15 protein-coding genes are annotated in these 15365 nt (G+C 39.3%); 4 read left to right on the top strand and 11 right to left on the bottom strand.

All coding sequences use genetic code 11. From position 1 onward, the window contains the following. The first annotated feature begins 47 nt into the window (after window positions 1-47). Entirely contained in the window at window positions 48-1214 is a 1167-nt protein-coding gene (locus tag AB3N04_RS14490; protein WP_368503418.1) for an MFS transporter, read from the top strand. A gap of 45 nt (window positions 1215-1259) precedes the next feature. Here the strand turns inward: AB3N04_RS14490 and AB3N04_RS14485 are convergent, their stop codons facing one another. The 4 genes from AB3N04_RS14485 to chrA all read right to left on the bottom strand — a co-directional run bounded on the left by AB3N04_RS14485 (window position 1260) and on the right by chrA (window position 4781). Further along, complete coding sequence (locus AB3N04_RS14485; RefSeq protein ID WP_368503417.1) at window positions 1260-1748, bottom strand: hypothetical protein; 489 nt, start codon at window positions 1746-1748, stop codon at window positions 1260-1262. Window positions 1749-1764: 16 nt separating this feature from the next. After that, window positions 1765-2772 (bottom strand): sodium-dependent bicarbonate transport family permease, encoded by a 1008-nt coding sequence (locus AB3N04_RS14480; RefSeq protein ID WP_368503416.1) that lies wholly within the window; start codon window positions 2770-2772, stop codon window positions 1765-1767. Window positions 2773-2892: 120 nt separating this feature from the next. Next, window positions 2893-3273: a DUF2294 domain-containing protein gene (locus AB3N04_RS14475; RefSeq protein ID WP_368503415.1), complete on the bottom strand. Its 381-nt coding sequence runs from the start codon at window positions 3271-3273 to the stop codon at window positions 2893-2895. A 317-nt stretch (window positions 3274-3590) separates the two neighbouring features. Further along, window positions 3591-4781 carry a chromate efflux transporter gene (gene chrA, locus AB3N04_RS14470; protein WP_368503414.1) on the bottom strand — a complete coding sequence of 397 codons (1191 nt, stop codon included), beginning with the start codon at window positions 4779-4781 and terminating at the stop codon, window positions 3591-3593. Between the two features lie 192 nt (window positions 4782-4973). Here chrA and AB3N04_RS14465 point away from each other — a divergent pair, with 192 nt between their 5' ends. Next, the gene (locus AB3N04_RS14465; protein WP_368503413.1) at window positions 4974-5420 is read left to right on the top strand and encodes a hypothetical protein; all 447 of its coding nucleotides are present in this window, start codon (window positions 4974-4976) and stop codon (window positions 5418-5420) included. A 55-nt stretch (window positions 5421-5475) separates the two neighbouring features. On the opposite strand, the gene dctP is transcribed toward AB3N04_RS14465, so the two are convergent. The 4 genes from dctP to AB3N04_RS14445 form a co-directional block, all read right to left on the bottom strand. Beyond that, window positions 5476-6543, bottom strand: coding sequence for a TRAP transporter substrate-binding protein DctP (gene dctP / locus AB3N04_RS14460; protein WP_368503412.1), 1068 nt, complete (start codon window positions 6541-6543; stop codon window positions 5476-5478). A gap of 41 nt (window positions 6544-6584) precedes the next feature. Beyond that, window positions 6585-7862, bottom strand: a complete 1278-nt coding sequence (locus tag AB3N04_RS14455; protein ID WP_368503411.1) for a TRAP transporter large permease — start codon at window positions 7860-7862, stop codon at window positions 6585-6587. Window positions 7863-7891: 29 nt separating this feature from the next. Then, window positions 7892-8413 carry a TRAP transporter small permease gene (locus tag AB3N04_RS14450; RefSeq protein WP_368503410.1) on the bottom strand — a complete coding sequence of 174 codons (522 nt, stop codon included), beginning with the start codon at window positions 8411-8413 and terminating at the stop codon, window positions 7892-7894. A gap of 332 nt (window positions 8414-8745) precedes the next feature. Beyond that, window positions 8746-10248, bottom strand: coding sequence for a leucyl aminopeptidase (locus AB3N04_RS14445; protein WP_368503409.1), 1503 nt, complete (start codon window positions 10246-10248; stop codon window positions 8746-8748). Between the two features lie 211 nt (window positions 10249-10459). Here AB3N04_RS14445 and AB3N04_RS14440 point away from each other — a divergent pair, with 211 nt between their 5' ends. Together AB3N04_RS14440 and AB3N04_RS14435 are read left to right on the top strand one after the other, a co-directional pair. Next, on the top strand, window positions 10460-10936 hold the full coding sequence (locus tag AB3N04_RS14440) for a divergent PAP2 family protein (RefSeq protein ID WP_317121373.1): 477 nt from the start codon (window positions 10460-10462) through the stop codon (window positions 10934-10936). A 64-nt stretch (window positions 10937-11000) separates the two neighbouring features. Further along, window positions 11001-11813 carry a cobalamin-binding protein gene (locus tag AB3N04_RS14435; RefSeq protein WP_368503408.1) on the top strand — a complete coding sequence of 271 codons (813 nt, stop codon included), beginning with the start codon at window positions 11001-11003 and terminating at the stop codon, window positions 11811-11813. Window positions 11814-11856: 43 nt separating this feature from the next. On the opposite strand, the gene AB3N04_RS14430 is transcribed toward AB3N04_RS14435, so the two are convergent. From AB3N04_RS14430 to AB3N04_RS14420, 3 genes are all read right to left on the bottom strand, one after another. After that, a complete protein-coding gene (locus tag AB3N04_RS14430; protein WP_368503407.1) occupies window positions 11857-12561 on the bottom strand; it encodes a 3D domain-containing protein in 705 nt (234 codons plus the stop codon). Between the two features lie 100 nt (window positions 12562-12661). Next, window positions 12662-14317 carry a methyl-accepting chemotaxis protein gene (locus tag AB3N04_RS14425; protein ID WP_368503406.1) on the bottom strand — a complete coding sequence of 552 codons (1656 nt, stop codon included), beginning with the start codon at window positions 14315-14317 and terminating at the stop codon, window positions 12662-12664. Beyond that, a complete protein-coding gene (locus tag AB3N04_RS14420) occupies window positions 14314-15303 on the bottom strand; it encodes a BMP family protein (RefSeq protein ID WP_368503405.1) in 990 nt (329 codons plus the stop codon). The genes AB3N04_RS14425 and AB3N04_RS14420 overlap by 4 nt, the downstream gene beginning before the upstream one ends. Window positions 15304-15365: the final 62 nt, after the last annotated feature.

Raw genomic sequence — 15365 nt, 5'->3', positions numbered from 1 at the left:
TTTTTAATGTTACCCTTCTAGTGGTAACTATATAAAGAGGTGTTTTCATGGATAAACGAGTATACTTATTAACGATTGTTTCATTCGTTGTTGGATTAGTAGAATTAATTTTAGGTGGGATTCTCGATTTAGTTGCTTCTGACTTAGGCGTGACGCTCGGCCAAGTCGGAATGCTTATTTCAATCTTCTCGCTTGTGTTTGCAATATTTGGGCCGATCTTATTAACCGCTACTGCAAAAATGGAAAGAAAGAAACTCACGTTAATTGCATTAGTTGTCTTCTTTTTTGCCAACCTGCTCGCCGTATTAAGTACTGGTTATATGATGTTACTTATTGCAAGAGTTATTTCTGCGATGAGTGGAGCTTTATTAATTGCTTTATGTGTTACGATTGCTTCGAATATCGTTACAGAGCAATACCGAGCTCGAGCAATTGGAATTGTTTTTATGGGGATTAGTGCTTCCTTAGTTCTAGGTGTCCCTGCAGGACTGATGTTAGGAAACGCCTTTGGGTGGAGAGCGCCATTTATTATGATTACAGCTTTAGCTGCCTTGTCCTTTATTGGCGTTTACTTCTTAATGGATCGCATCCAACCTAAGCCGGGTATCTCTATTAAGAAACAACTACAAACTTTAAAAAACCGAAAAATCTTATTGATTCAATTAACTTCATTTCTTTTTCTAGCTGGACATTTAACGTTATATGCTTATCTAACGCCATTCTTAAGGATGACGATGGGCATGGATGGCACGTGGATTAGTATCATGTACTTAATCTTTGGAATTGCAGCGATAATTGGAGGTGGTGTCGGTGGTATGCTCTCTGACCGCTACGGTACAAAACCAACGATCGTCGGTGTCATTATCGTATTCGCAATTTCCATTTTCACAATCCCATATACTACGTCCGTCCTTCCACTATTCCTTATTGTGATGGTGATTTGGAGCATGTTAAGCTGGGCAATTACCCCAGCTATTCAAAGCTATTTGATTGAAACAGCTCCTGAGACATCTGATATTCAGCAAAGTCTGAATAACTCAGCTCTTCACTTTGGAATTGCCTTTGGTTCGATGGTCGGCGGAATTGTCATTGAGCAATCGTCAGTCGAAATGAATGCCACTGTTGGAGGCGTGTTTGTTCTCTTTTCGTTAGGTGTTGTTCTGATGTCAATGATGCGAAGAAAAAATAAGGCAGTATCGACGACTGCAGCTTAGGCTAAACCATAAAAAAACGAGCTACCTCCCAGGAGGTAGCTCGCTTCATTTTATAGCTGTAAACTCTTTAGCTTCACTATTCGTTATAAAGCCAAACACATTTATTGATTGGGGTATTAGAGGATGTTTTTGGATAAGCTCTATATTTTTCTTAATAATCTCTTTAATATCCTGCGGCCCAATTAACCACGTTTCGATATTTTTTTCGACAACTTTAATATAATCGAGTGTTTCGATCGTTTTTTCAGTAATCCCCGAATCACTAATTTTCTTTAAAAGATCTTTAGCATTAACAGCATGTTCATGACTAGTTTCCTCACCTATTACATAAATTTCTTTTATATTTTCGTAATAAGCTGCCATTATTATACTCCTAATTATACATCCATAAGGTTGAGAAATTAGACCTCCAAAAGTATTGATGATCATTAAATCTTCAGGCTTTCTCTTAGTTATTAATAGAATGGTTGGATCCAAATCTCCTTGTAGACTAGTGATGACTAACGCTTTTTTTTCTACCACTGTACGTTTCATCTTCATGTTCCTCCTCTTATTGCATGAATTTAGCCATTTCATAATAAATGGGTATTCCGACGATTAAGTTAAATGGGAAAGTAACGCCTAATGCCAAACCTAAATAGATAGAAGGGTTTGCGTTTGGTACAGACGTCTTTAATGCTGCTGGAGCTGCAATATATGAAGCACTTCCTGCTAGTACCCCCATTAAGGTCGCACCTCCTAGAGAAAGGCCTACATAGGTCCCAACCAAAACTCCTAAAGACCCAAACAAAAGTGGTGATAATAATCCAAATAAGAGTAATTTCACTCCATACTTCTTCACTTCAGGGATACGCTCTCCCGCTATTAACCCCATATTTAATAAAAATAAAATTAATACACTACCATATAAATCAATAAATAGGGGTTTCACCATTGGGATAGCCCCTTCGCCAAGTACAAGCCCTATTAATAAACTCCCAATTAACAATAAGATACTCTTTCCAAAGAGGCTTTCTTTAATTACTTCTTTATCTATCCAAGGAGAAGAAGAAATGATTCCCATACTTTGAGAAGGTGAAATACCTGCCAACTGCTTGTTCTTTTCTAGCACCTTAAGTAATATCAAGGATAGCAGGATGGCAGGACTTTCCATTAGAGCAACTAATGCATTCATGAACCCTTCATAAGGTGTGCCAATTTTATCAAGGAAGGACACTGCCGCCCCGTACGTAACAATACTCACAGATCCATAAGTAGCTGCTAAACCAATTGAATTTTCTAAATCTAATTTGATAAAGCGTAAGATTAAAAGGGTAAAAATCGGGATACTAAATCCTAAGAATAAAACCCCTATAATAGGGACAAACACCTCCTCAATCGAATACTTCGAAAGTTCAATCCCTCCTTTAATCCCAATAGCAAGTAATAAATAAATACTTAACGCTTCACTAATTCCTTTTGGGAATTTCAGATCTGATTTACATATAGCTGCTATTATTCCTAAAAGGAAAAAGAGAACTGCTGGTGATAATAAATTCCCGATAATGATTTCAGACATTACATGTTCCTCCTTTCTGACAATAAAAAAACCGACAATTTCAGAATCCATTTTAATGAATTCTAAAAGTTGTCGGTTTATCTTCAGCTACCAAGATAGGCTTCTAAAGATCTCCCATTCCTATAATTCTTTTCCCATCAATTTCTTTTCAAAGTTACCAAAAAGTTTGAAAACCATTACTCTCTCACCTGTAGTTGTACTAATATCGGTATGAAAGCTCTTCACTTGTTCACCAGTGATTTTCAGAATAATTTCCATTAGCCCGTCTTTACCAGACTCAATTAAATGGGCTCTCAATCTTTTTATCGATAACATTCCCTCTTTCGATTCACAAAGGGAATATTCCGCAGGAGTTAATATTCCAAGCAAGTTTACAATAATCATATCTCGCAAAATATCCGTCTTAACTGATACAGATCCTCGACCAAGATAATCTTTCTCCCATTGGGTCAAGGCTTTACTGATTTCTGCTTCAAGACCGCCCTTTGTTTTATTTTCCATAGTCCTCCCCTTTTCCTATAACAAAAAACGGTATATCCCTCAACTAGAATCGCCTCTAGTTAAGAAATATACCGATTTATTTTATTTTTTCCTTCGCTATGTAAGAGTTACTTTTTCACTCAGCCAATAAATTGATTTATTAACTGCCTGCTAAAGTCCCTATCCTATTCGAAGTTAAAAACGAGAAATCTCTCGGCTATTTAATTATTCATATCTTACATTTAATCAATAATCGTGTCAACCTAATTTTCAAAAAACTTATTTAATTTTCCAGCTGACTTTACTCAAGTGTTACAAAAAAATAGCCAATATACACCTTATAAAAATGCCATAAGTGCTCCACCTAATGCTCCTGTTACTACGATGATCCATGGTGGCATCTTATAGTAGACAAGCATCGTAAACAATAGCGCAGCAAAAGCAAAATCGACTGGTGATAAGATCGAGCTTATAAATATAGGTTGATAGAAAGCTGAGATCAAAATTCCAACTACAGCAGCATTTACACCCATTAACGCTCCTCTGACTTGATCATGACGACGCAAGGCATCCCAGAACGGTAGGGCACCTAAAATAAGCAAAAACGCTGGTAAGAAAATCGCAACGGTTGCTAGCAATCCGCCTTGCCAACCGTTCATTACTGCACCAAGATAAGCAGCAAATGTAAACAACGGCCCTGGCACGGCTTGAGCAGCCCCGTACCCTGCGAGGAAGGCTTCTTCGCTTACCCAACCTGTTGGCACGAATTCCCGTTCTAAAAGTGGTAACACAACATGGCCTCCACCAAAGACGAGTGACCCTGCACGGTAAAAACTATCAAACATCGCGACCCAGCCAACAGCAGTAACTTCTCGGAAAATCGGCAACACGATTAATAAACCAAAAAATAGCGTTAAACAGATGGTGGCAAAACGTTTACTGATCGGAAAAGTCATTTTAGCTACATCCACTTCTTGATGATCTTTATAAAGGATAAAGCCAATCAACGCAGCAACTAAAATCACTCCTACTTGAGTAAAAGCTGTTTGCCATAGAAGCGTCCCCATTAATGCAAGAAGGGCAATCGTCTTCCTTTTCACATCGGGAGTCAGATTTTTAGCCATACCTAAGATTGCATGGGCTACGACCACGACAGCCACAATCTTCAAGCCATGAATCCATCCAGCATCTCCAATATCAAAACTTTGTAGAAGCAAAGCAAACAAAATCAGCGCAATAACCGAAGGAAGAGTAAAGCCAATAAAAGAAACGATGCCGCCTATGACCCCAGCCCTCACTACCCCAATCCCAATACCGACCTGACTACTAGCTGGGCCAGGTAAAAATTGAGCAAGTGCAACAAGGTCTGCGTAACTTTTCTCATCCATCCATTTACGCTTTCTGACATATTCCTGATGGAAGTAACCTAAGTGTGCTACAGGACCACCAAAAGAGGTGAAACCTAATTTTGTGGAGATTAGTAATAATTCAAATAATGTTTTAAAATTCCATTGATTTCTCTGACTCATCTTTAACCCCTTCTCATGATCTAGTCAATATAAATGTAACACTATGTAAACCCTGTACTCAACCTTATCACTCACCCTTTATATTCTCTTAATATTGTCTATTTCTTTACTCCTTACCTTGTATCATTGTTTGGCAATAATTTGAGTGATAGGATATTCATATAATTATCTAACAAGTGAAAGGACATCCGAATGATCAAACGTAAACTTCAAGTAGCAAGCCTGACTATTTTTCTAGTGGTCTTAATCGGCTCATCTTACATCACTTCCTGGGAACAATTTAATGGCTTTTTTGAAGCATGGTATTTTGTTTCCTTATTTGCTATTTTAGGCATTCTTTTTTATCTCTTGCCAGTATCCATTCTTGCTGAAATGCTAACACGTCACATGACCAATTCAATAATACGTGGTTTCGTTTCTCTTTTCATTCACGTTGGACTCGTCGCTTTATTCGGACTATGGGATTCCTCTTTAGGATATGTTGCCGTATTTGCCGCTTTAGCCTTTTTTATAGTCGACGAGCTAACGAGGGGCTTTGTGGAGATCATTCTTTTCAAGAAGCTAGTTCTTATTCTAGCTATTTTAGGAGCAACTTCGACTATTAGCTTAATGATCATTGGTTTTCTATCTGTTCATTAATCACGCCCATAAAGAAGAAGCTAGGACATAACGTCCTAGCTTCTTTGCTTGTTACTTATTCATGCTCTGCAATTTCTTCTAAGAGAAGATCAAACATTTCGCGGCCTTCGTCTCCAATGATTTCATCACGGAAGAAGTCACGGATTGGTAATTGAACATCGCGGAACGCTTCACGCTCTTCTTCTGTTAATTCAATAACTTCTGTTGGATTCTCTGTATCATTAACAATTGAATCAAGTAACTCTTCATTTAACTGGTCTTGAATTTCAAATCCACGATCACGCATTTCTTCTACAGTCTCATCTAATGAGCTCCGGATATCTTCAGGTAAATCATTATAGAGACCAGGGTTCATCGTCACCATCGCAACATACGTATTGTGGTTTGAGATCGTCATGTGATCTTGAACTTCATGGAAAGAAGCATCTTCAATGAAGAAGATTGGGTTTTCTTGTCCATCCACTACTCCACGATCAAGTGATACATAAAGCTCCGACCAGCTAAGTGGTGATGGATCTGCACCATAAGCACCATATGTTTCAAGCATTAAAGGAGAGCTTTGAGTACGCATTTTAAAGCCATTAAAGTCGTCTGGTGTACGAAGCTCACGGTTACCCGTCCATTGCATTGCCCCCTCTGACATAAATGCAAGTGGCTTTAAATTTTGCGCTTCGTATAACTCTACTAAATGAGTGTTTAATGCCTCACTCGTATTTAAAATTTCTTGTGTCACTTCTTGATCATCTGGGAACAAGAATTGTAGAGAGAACACTTGACCTTCTGCAACAAGTCCGCCAGTAAAGCCTGGTGAAATAATGCCTAGTTCAAACATTCCTTGTTGGACACCTTCAACTTGGTCAACTTCACTACCAAGTGATCCAAAGTCATATACGTCAATATTTACTTGTCCGTCCGTCTTTTCATTTAATAGCTCAGCGAATTCTTGAGCATATTCATACTGAACTTGCCCCTCAGTTTCCTCAACTACAAAGCGCCAGTCATAAGTTTCTCCATCTGCGCCACCCTCGTCAGAACCTCCATCGTCGTTTCCACATGCTACAAGTCCTAGCGTTAGAGCAGAAGCCATTGCGATTGATAACACATTTCTCTTTTTAAAAAACATCAAATACCCCCTGTTTTTTTGTTCTATTTATGAAAGGATCATCACATAAACCGAAGTAGGAATAGCGATATATCCTCAAATAATATGATCAATACTGAAGCAATTAATAACATGATAATGTATGGCGGTGTTCCACGAATAACATCTAAGTATGACTTATTAAACACAGCACTCGCGGTAAAAATATCGACTCCAAATGGTGGTGTGGCTGAACCTAAGGCTGCTTGGAATACAATAACAACTCCTAAATGAATAGGGTCTACCCCTGCTTGAATAGCAACAGGATAAAAAATTGGAGTCAAAATCAAGATCACAACAATTGGATCAACAAACATACAACCGATAAAGAAGAAGATCGCCACAATCAGTAATACTTGTAAGGCTGTTGGATCAGCAGGAATAAAGGTCTCAGTTAACAGCCTAGGAATCCTAGCATAGGAGATCAACCATGAAAATGCTTGACCTGCGGCTACTAAAATGAAGACCGCTGCCGTCACAAGTCCCGTTGATAAAGCAATCTTTGGAACATCAAAAATCTTAATCGAACGAAAAATTAGAACTTCTAAAATCAACGCATATAATACTGATATTCCAGCTGCTTCGGTTGGACTAAAATAACCGAAATAGATCCCACCGACGATAATAACTGGAAATCCAAGCGGGAACAGGGCACGAACTGTTGTTTTCCCTCGCTCTTTCCAACTCAATTTTTCACCTAGTGGAATATTGAAGATTCGTGCATGGATGTAGCTATAAATCGCAAACATCATGAAGATTAAAATACCAGGACCTATACCTGCGATAAATAGATCCCCGACAGATACGTTAGGTGCTGCTAATGCGTAAATAATCATGCCAATACTTGGCGGAATCAGCAGTGCAACATCACTTGCATTAATGATTAAAGCAATCGCACTTGAATCTTTGTAACCTACTGACAATAGGCGCTTTCTCATTGGTTTACCAATTGCTACTACCGTTGCTTGGGTAGAACCTGAAATGGACCCAAACAATGTACAAGCTGCGGCAGTTGTAATGGCATAACCTCCGCGAACATGACCCACAAACGAGCCCACAAAATCTAATAGCCGTTTCGATGTTTTTCCTGTTGACATAATGTCAGCTGCAAAGATAAACAACGGAACCGCTAATAGCACATAAGACGAGATTCCCTCCATCATTTGTTGAACTAAAAAAATAGGATCAACATTTGGCAGGAAAAAGATGATGACGACAACTGAAGCTGCAAGCATAGGGATCATCATTGGAAACCCAAGAGCTAATAAGACAATCATCACCGTTAACATTGTTGCTACCATGGCTTTTCCTCACAATCTATTTGTATTGATTACGAGTAATCTTTTTTATCTTGAGCTAGATAGACTTCTTTTTCTTTAATATTGATCCACATATTACGTAAAAATTGAATACCGCCTAATGCAAATCCAATCGGCAGGAAAATCGCCATCAAATAAACAGGCATTTGCATTGAAGTCGTAACTCGACCTGTAGCATGTACAGATAAGAAGTACCCGTATGAATAATAAGCTAAGATAAAAAGGATCACTGCTGTGACAGCTGGAATGAAGATGGCTAAACCTTTTCTGATGGGGTATGGTGCTAAATCAAAAAATGCAGACATGCTAATATGTCGGCCCTTTCTAGCAGCATAACTAATCCCAACAAACGTGGCGATTATAACAGCCATTTGGCTCACTTCATTGGCAAACGACCAACTACTTCCCATTATTGAACGACTTAACACATTTCCTACAACCATAACGGCAATGATAATGATGGAATAACTTAAAATGTATTCCTCTAGCTTCATCAACCCGTAATCAATTTTTCGGATGACGTTCAAGCACACATCCACTCCCCTCTGAAATCATTTGTAAAACCTTGAAAAAGAATAAAAAAGAATCACTTACTAAAAATCATACTGGAAACAACTTTCCATCACAAACGTGATATCGGCTTATATTCCTTGTTAAGAGAGTCTGAGATAGGATGAGGAAAGATAAACCATACGAGCTGTCTATATACTAAGCACATCGCCGAAATATTCGGATATTCAGTCATTGACCAAGTAAATTAGACCCATACATTTACATAGTGATGCAATATTTCATGAGATTAGTAGCAGATTAGCACATCAATACAAAAAGAGCATCCCTCATTTAGAAGGATGCTCAACTACTATTATTCTGTTTCCACTTCACGATTGAGCGCAAGCTGAGCAAGGGTACGAGCCATGACTCCTGTTCCCCCTAATGGGCAAAGGTTATGAGGCTTTGCGTTCCAAGCAGTGCCAGCAATATCTAGATGAACCCAAGGTGTTTCCCCTGCGAATTCTCCGATAAATAAGCCAGCTGTAATACTCCCTGCTAAGCGTCCTGGAGCATTGTTTAAATCTGCCACATCACTTGTTTTCAGCATATCACGATATGGTTTATAGTTTGGTAGGCGCCAAATCCACTCGCCTGTTTCAACGGAAGCTTCAAGTAACTCCTCCATCAAACTTTCATTATTTGTAATCGCACCTGTTGTACAGTCACCTAAAGCGATTAAAACTGCACCAGTTAGTGTCGCTACATCCACTAAACTTGTTGCTCCTAATTGTTTAGCATAAGCCACTCCATCAGCTAAAATAAGACGACCTTCCGCATCCGTATTACGTACTTCAATCGTCTTTCCATCCATTGCGCGTATCACATCACCTGGTTTAAGGGCCGAACCATTTAACATATTTTCTGAGGACGGAATGACCGCAAGTACATTTACATCTGGCTTGATTTCTCCAATGATGTCCATCGCACCAAGGACCGCAGCAGCGCCCCCCATATCCATTTTCATCTGATGCATATTCTCACGTGGTTTAATCGAGATCCCACCTGAATCAAATGTTAAGCCTTTGCCGATAAACCCTAACACATCATCCCAAATTTCTTTAGGTTGGTATTTTAAGACAATCATCTTAGGAGGCTCGTCACTCCCTGCTGCAACAGCTAGAAGGGCTCCCATCCCAAGTTTCTCCATGTCTTCTTTTTCAAGCACATCAATCTCAAAGCCATGCTTATCAGCAAGTTCTTTTGCCTCTTTAGCAAGTTCAGTTGGTGTTAATAAGTTCCCTGGTGTGTTAATTAGTGCACGAGCACGATTTGCCCCTTTACCATAAGTGTAGCCACATGTAGCCGCTTCCACTAATGCATCAGTTTTGTCCTCTGTGTAAAAAGTGACTTCTTCTAACTCAATATCGACTTGATTCGTTTTTTCTTTGTAATCGGCTACTTTATATGTACTAAGAGCAAGTGATTCTCCTGCTAAAACGGCAAGATCTTCTATATGTGCAGCTTCAGATTGAAAGCTATCTAGACCGAAAGCAAGTGTTTTAGCGCGTTCTTCTGTTGCTTTTTTCCCTATAGCTCCAAATACTTCTCGTAAAGCTTCTGCATCTAACTCATTCTCCTTACCAAGTCCAATTACATAAATAACTTCGGTCTCCATTTGACCAAGCGTATAAATAGGTGTAATGGCTCCCCGCTTCGTTTGAAGTCGGCCGTTCTTCTTTAAAGTAGAAAGCTGTTCCCGAAGTAGCTCATTTACTTTCTTAGCTGTTCCCCCTAAAGGCTTCTTCTCAAAAACGCCTATAGCAATAATATCGTGCTTTGATTCGCTAAGTAATGAAGTGTTCACTTTAAACATGTCACACTCTCCTCTAATTTTTTAAAAATGAATCGCTTTCTCTAGTATACATGATCCTCATACTATTTCGATATCCGAAGCATAACTTTCTATGTTCAGTAAGCAAAGAATTGGGTATAGTATGATATAATAAAATTCACTTATAGTTAAGATTTTGCACGGTTTAATTCTTTTTGATGTTCGTGCTGATATAGAAAGGAAGTACATATTTATGGAGATTTTTCACAATTTTCCGCTTTGGGCAGCGCTATTTGCCATTTTCTTTGCTCAATTCATTAAGATTCCACTCGCATTCCTCCCAACTAGGAAGTTTGATTGGACTTTGTTTACGAGTACTGGAGGAATGCCAAGTTCTCATTCAGCAGCCGTAACGGCTCTTTCCACTGCTGTAGCAATAGAGCACGGAATGGATTCTACTATTTTTGCTGTATGTGCTGTTTTCGGTATCATAGTAATGTTTGATGCGACTGGTGTTCGCAGGCACGCAGGTTATCACGCCACAGTATTAAACCAACTTGTGACGGATTTTAATAAATTGGTATCAGAAGTAAAATCGTGGCCTAAAAAAGAAGAGATTGAAAAGCGTAAAGAATTAAAAGAGCTTCTAGGGCATCAGCCAATTGAAGTTTTCTTCGGTGGATTATTGGGGATTGCCTTAACGTTAATCCTTCACGCAATCATTCACTAAGCATATAAAACAAAGAGCCTTTTCTAAATAAGAAGGCTCTTTGCCATATTTAGGAGGGTTCGTCATGCGTATCGTTTCAATATGTCCAAGTAATACGGAACTTATCGCTTATTTAGGTTTAATGGACCAACTAGTAGGGGTGGATGATTTTTCAGATTGGCCAGAGCAAGTTCACACTCTCCCGAAACTTGGACCTGACCTATCCATCAATATGGATAAGCTTGAATCTCTTGAACCTGATCTCGTTCTTGCCTCACTCAGTGTGCCTGGTATGGAGAAAAACATTGAAGAACTAGAGCGCCGGGGAATTCCTCATGTCGTCTACAATCCTCAATCATTAGCAGAGATTGCAGAGGATTTGCTCGATCTAGGTCAACGAACTGGACAAGAGGCATTGGCAGAACATCTCGTTTCTACTTACCGCACAATGATTGAGCACTACAAAAAAATTGCTGCTTCTACTTTAACACAACGTCTCTATTGGGAGTGGTGGCCTAAACCTGTCTTTACTCCAGGTCAAGTCAATTGGCTTACTGAGATTAGTGCTTTAGCTGGCGGAGAAAATGTTTTTATCGACAAACCACAAGCAAGTATTCAAACAGATTGGGATGATGTGTATAACCGAAATCCAGACCATATTTGTCTTGCTTGGGTCGGCGTTCAAACCAAAAAGGTAAAACCTGAACTTTTGTTAAAACGGCCTAACTGGTCAGAGTTATCCGCGATAAAAGAGAATCGAGTGCACGTCCTTGAAGAACCTCTCTATTGTCGTCCATCACCACGATTGTTGCTTGGCCTCAAGAAGCTAGCAGCGATTCTTCATCCCGAACATTTCCCAACTGACGACGGTGTAGATCCGCTCTTAAAAAGGGCTTAATCACAATAAAACCCTCGTAGCTACTTAAGCTACGAGGGTTTTATTATTCATATGATTTTTCATTTCGAAATACTTGAACCGCTTCATCTTCATTTAAACTCATAAATTCTTCAGGAGTAAGCTTACCATCGCCTCGCTCGATCACATACACATCTATTTCTTGCTTGCCCCACTTATTAAATACTTCATCGACTGTTTCATAGTATAAATCAATGATGTGGCCTTTGATCGCTGAACCTGTATCAGCTACCACCCCATATCCATAACCTGGAATAAAAAGGACTGTGCCAATCGGAAAAACAGTTGGATCCGCAGCAATAGTAGAATACAAATCCCTATGTACCTCTACCCCAGAATAGGTAATCCCATATCCAGGGTGTCCTGGATTTTTACCCGTCGACTCATAGCCTGCTGTATATCCAGTAGCAACAACTCGCTCAGAAGGGTAAAGAGACCAATCGATCGCTTCTTCTAGCGAAACTGGCTCTGCTTTTACTGCCTCTATTGACATTGCTTGCTCTTCTCTTTGCATTGTCGGAATGGCCCGTTTAAATAAGGTCATCCTCTTTTCAACATGCTGAATGGCTGTTCTCTTTAACTCCTGTGTGCCATAAGTCGCTTGCTCAGAGACCCACCGTCCCAATTCAGCTGCTCCTACACCTGAGAATGTCTGAAACGTAGTTAGGAGTGCTGTGAAAAATAGAGTCGTCATCATAAGCCTACGAGCAATTTGCTTCCACGTATTCATAATCTCCTCCTCTCTTTGAGTCATCTTGTCCCAAAGAGAGAAAACTTATTCATATTTACTGTTATTATTAGATTCGTTTAGCCAATTCTCTCATGCAATTTCACTCTTTTATTTGAAACTGTTTCATCTGCGCATCAAGATTTTGACTAATATTAGCTAACTTTTCAACGGTATGTGTTATTTCCTCAGTTGAGCGTAATTGCTCATGAGTCGTTGCTGAAATTTCTTCACTACCTGCTGCTGTTTCTTCTGTAAGGGCACTTATACTTTCAACGATTTCAAGAACCTGCTGAGCTTTTACCTTTGTATCCTTTGTTGACTCTTGTAAACTATTTAATTGTGTGAAAACCTCTATTGCTCCTTGCTCAATCGTTTTAAAAACGGTGCTTGTTGCTTCCATGACCTCAACTTGCCTGTTTTGCAAGACCTCACCTTCTTTTACAGCAGTATGCGCATCATGCATCTGTTGACTTACAGCATTTGTAGTCACAAAGATTTTTTTAGTAGTATTAGCTGATTGTTCAGCTAATTTCCTTACTTCATCTGCTACTACTGCAAAGCCTCTACCTGCCTCACCAGCTCTAGCTGCTTCTATTGCTGCATTTAAAGCTAGAAGATTGGTTTGAGCAGAAATGTCTGAAACTAATTTAGCCATTTCTTCAATTGATTTGATATGTTCGCTGAGTGAATCTACAGAGGCAACCATTTGACCTGTTGCTGCTTTATTTTGTTCGGAGATCTCCCGCTGCTGTTTTATCGAATGCTCCCCTTCTTTCACCGAAGAGACCACCTGTTCACCAAATAAGCTCGTCGCTTTTACAGCTTCCACATTCTGATCAAATGCCTTATCAATTCCTTCTATATAAACAACCGCTTCTTGAAGGTTTTCTGAGACCTTCGTTGCTCCACCTGCCATTTCTTCAGTCGAAGTCATGACTTGCTTGCTTGTTTCGACTAAATGCAGCGTGTCTGAATTAACTCTTTGACCGTAAGTCATGACCTCACTACTTGTATGACGAAGAGAAGTTATTAATTCTTTTAATTGCACCACCATTTGTGAGAATGATTGAGTCAAGCGACCGATCTCATCATCTGTTTTAGATGTAGGTAATTCTGTCATTAAATTTCCTCGCGCCACTTGCTCAGCATGGTGAGATATAAGGTGTAAAGGTGAGGTAATAGATCTTCTTGTCCAAATGCTAATAATAATAGAGGCTATTAATAAAATAAAAGCACTACCCACCGTTGTTAAAATAAGTTTCTGCATAGCTGATTGTGATTCACTCATCAACTCCTGATAATGAGCACTGGTAAGGTTATTTACCATATATAAATCATTTAAAACTCCTAATGAACGGACGGATTGTCGCATGACTTCAGTAGCGTCCGCTGCTTCTAGAGCAAAGCTAGCCTCATTGGATAATAAATTAAACTTCAGCTTAGCTGACTCGAAAGTAGACTGACTTGGATCACCAATCAACCTTGCTTCAAGCTCTTTAAAGCGTTCATCAATCATGTCAAGATGAAGCAAAGCTGCCTCGCGATTTTGAGCCGTTTGGCTGTAGGCATAATGGTTTAAGCTTTGTTGCCCAGTCACCACAGCAGCATCTAAACGCTGGACTCCAATTAATACATGAGCATAATCGCGGTTGGTTGATTGAAGAGAAAGCATGCTTAAAATAATATATAAAATCAATAGTAAAGAAAGCCCCAATATGGTGACGTTTGGAAGGAGCAATTTATGCTTTAGCTTCATTCATTCGCCCCCCTTTCTTGGAATACCTCAATGTCCCCTGATACGATAGCTTCTTTTATTTGTTCCATTTCTTGAAGGTACCTTTCCTCATCAACTAATCTAATTGGTGCCAAGCCAACACCATTTTCAACTAACCCTAGAATGACCTCGTTACTTAGTTCATCCCTTAAATATGAGTCAACTGTTTGATAAACCGCTTCATCGATATACTTCATCATGGATGTCATAACGGAATCTTCAGCTATAAAATATTGATCAGAGTCTACTCCAATACTTTTAACCGTTTCTTTTTGAGCTTTCTGTAGGACACCTACTCCTGTTAATCCAGCTGCAGCATACAACACATCCGCCTCTTGTGCGATCAATTCCCCAGCAATTGCCGCACCAAGCTCCGGATTGCCAAAATCATCTGCATACTCGATGATAACGTTTATCTCGCTATCAATATACGTCGCTCCTTGTAGAAAACCCGCAGCAAATTTATTAATTAAAGGTACATCTGCCCCACCGACAAATCCAATTGTTCCATTCTCTGAAGCAATGGCCGCTGCGGCTCCAGCAAGAAAACTTCCTTCATGTTCCTTAAATGAAACCGATGCTATATTAGCTAACTCCGAGTTGTCATCTATTAGAACAAATTGCTGTTCAGGATACTGTTGCGCTTTTTCCTCAAGAGCCTCTTTTACCATAAACCCTAAGCCAATAATGATACTATGTTCTTGTTCAATCAGTTCCTCAAGACCTTGATCATAAGAACCGGATTGTTCTAGTTCACGATAATCAAAAGTAACTCCTAACGTGTCTCGTGCACGAATTAAACCATTAAAAGCGGAATCACTAAACGATTGATCTCCAAGTCCGACGTCTGACAACATAATTCCAATGCTAATGTGACTCTCTTCATTTTGTGTACCTTCAATTTCACAACCACTTACGATACTGAATAAAACAATCATTATGAATCCTCTAACGAAATGACCTTTCACTATTCACCCTCCACACTACTATACGACTAGTTTTTTATACCTATAAACTTTATCATAATATC

This window comes from Alkalihalophilus sp. As8PL, from assembly GCF_040939795.1.
Classification (GTDB): Bacteria; Bacillota; Bacilli; order Bacillales; family Bacillaceae_D; genus Alkalihalophilus; species Alkalihalophilus lindianensis.
The sequence above is the reverse complement of the archived record's forward strand: the minus strand, read 5'-3'. Positions and strand labels throughout refer to the sequence as shown.

Coding starts and splice junctions, on each gene's coding strand:
- AB3N04_RS14445 (WP_368503409.1), bottom strand. CDS start 10,248: ATGTTTAAAGTGAACACTTCATTACTTAGCGAATCAAAGCACGATATT.
- AB3N04_RS14475 (WP_368503415.1), bottom strand. CDS start 3,273: ATGGAAAATAAAACAAAGGGCGGTCTTGAAGCAGAAATCAGTAAAGCC.
- AB3N04_RS14480 (WP_368503416.1), bottom strand. CDS start 2,772: ATGTCTGAAATCATTATCGGGAATTTATTATCACCAGCAGTTCTCTTT.
- AB3N04_RS14435 (WP_368503408.1), top strand. CDS start 11,001: ATGCGTATCGTTTCAATATGTCCAAGTAATACGGAACTTATCGCTTAT.
- AB3N04_RS14485 (WP_368503417.1), bottom strand. CDS start 1,748: ATGAAACGTACAGTGGTAGAAAAAAAAGCGTTAGTCATCACTAGTCTA.
- AB3N04_RS14465 (WP_368503413.1), top strand. CDS start 4,974: ATGATCAAACGTAAACTTCAAGTAGCAAGCCTGACTATTTTTCTAGTG.
- dctP (WP_368503412.1), bottom strand. CDS start 6,543: ATGTTTTTTAAAAAGAGAAATGTGTTATCAATCGCAATGGCTTCTGCT.
- AB3N04_RS14425 (WP_368503406.1), bottom strand. CDS start 14,317: ATGAAGCTAAAGCATAAATTGCTCCTTCCAAACGTCACCATATTGGGG.
- chrA (WP_368503414.1), bottom strand. CDS start 4,781: ATGAGTCAGAGAAATCAATGGAATTTTAAAACATTATTTGAATTATTA.
- AB3N04_RS14440 (WP_317121373.1), top strand. CDS start 10,460: ATGGAGATTTTTCACAATTTTCCGCTTTGGGCAGCGCTATTTGCCATT.
- AB3N04_RS14490 (WP_368503418.1), top strand. CDS start 48: ATGGATAAACGAGTATACTTATTAACGATTGTTTCATTCGTTGTTGGA.
- AB3N04_RS14430 (WP_368503407.1), bottom strand. CDS start 12,561: ATGAATACGTGGAAGCAAATTGCTCGTAGGCTTATGATGACGACTCTA.
- AB3N04_RS14455 (WP_368503411.1), bottom strand. CDS start 7,862: ATGGTAGCAACAATGTTAACGGTGATGATTGTCTTATTAGCTCTTGGG.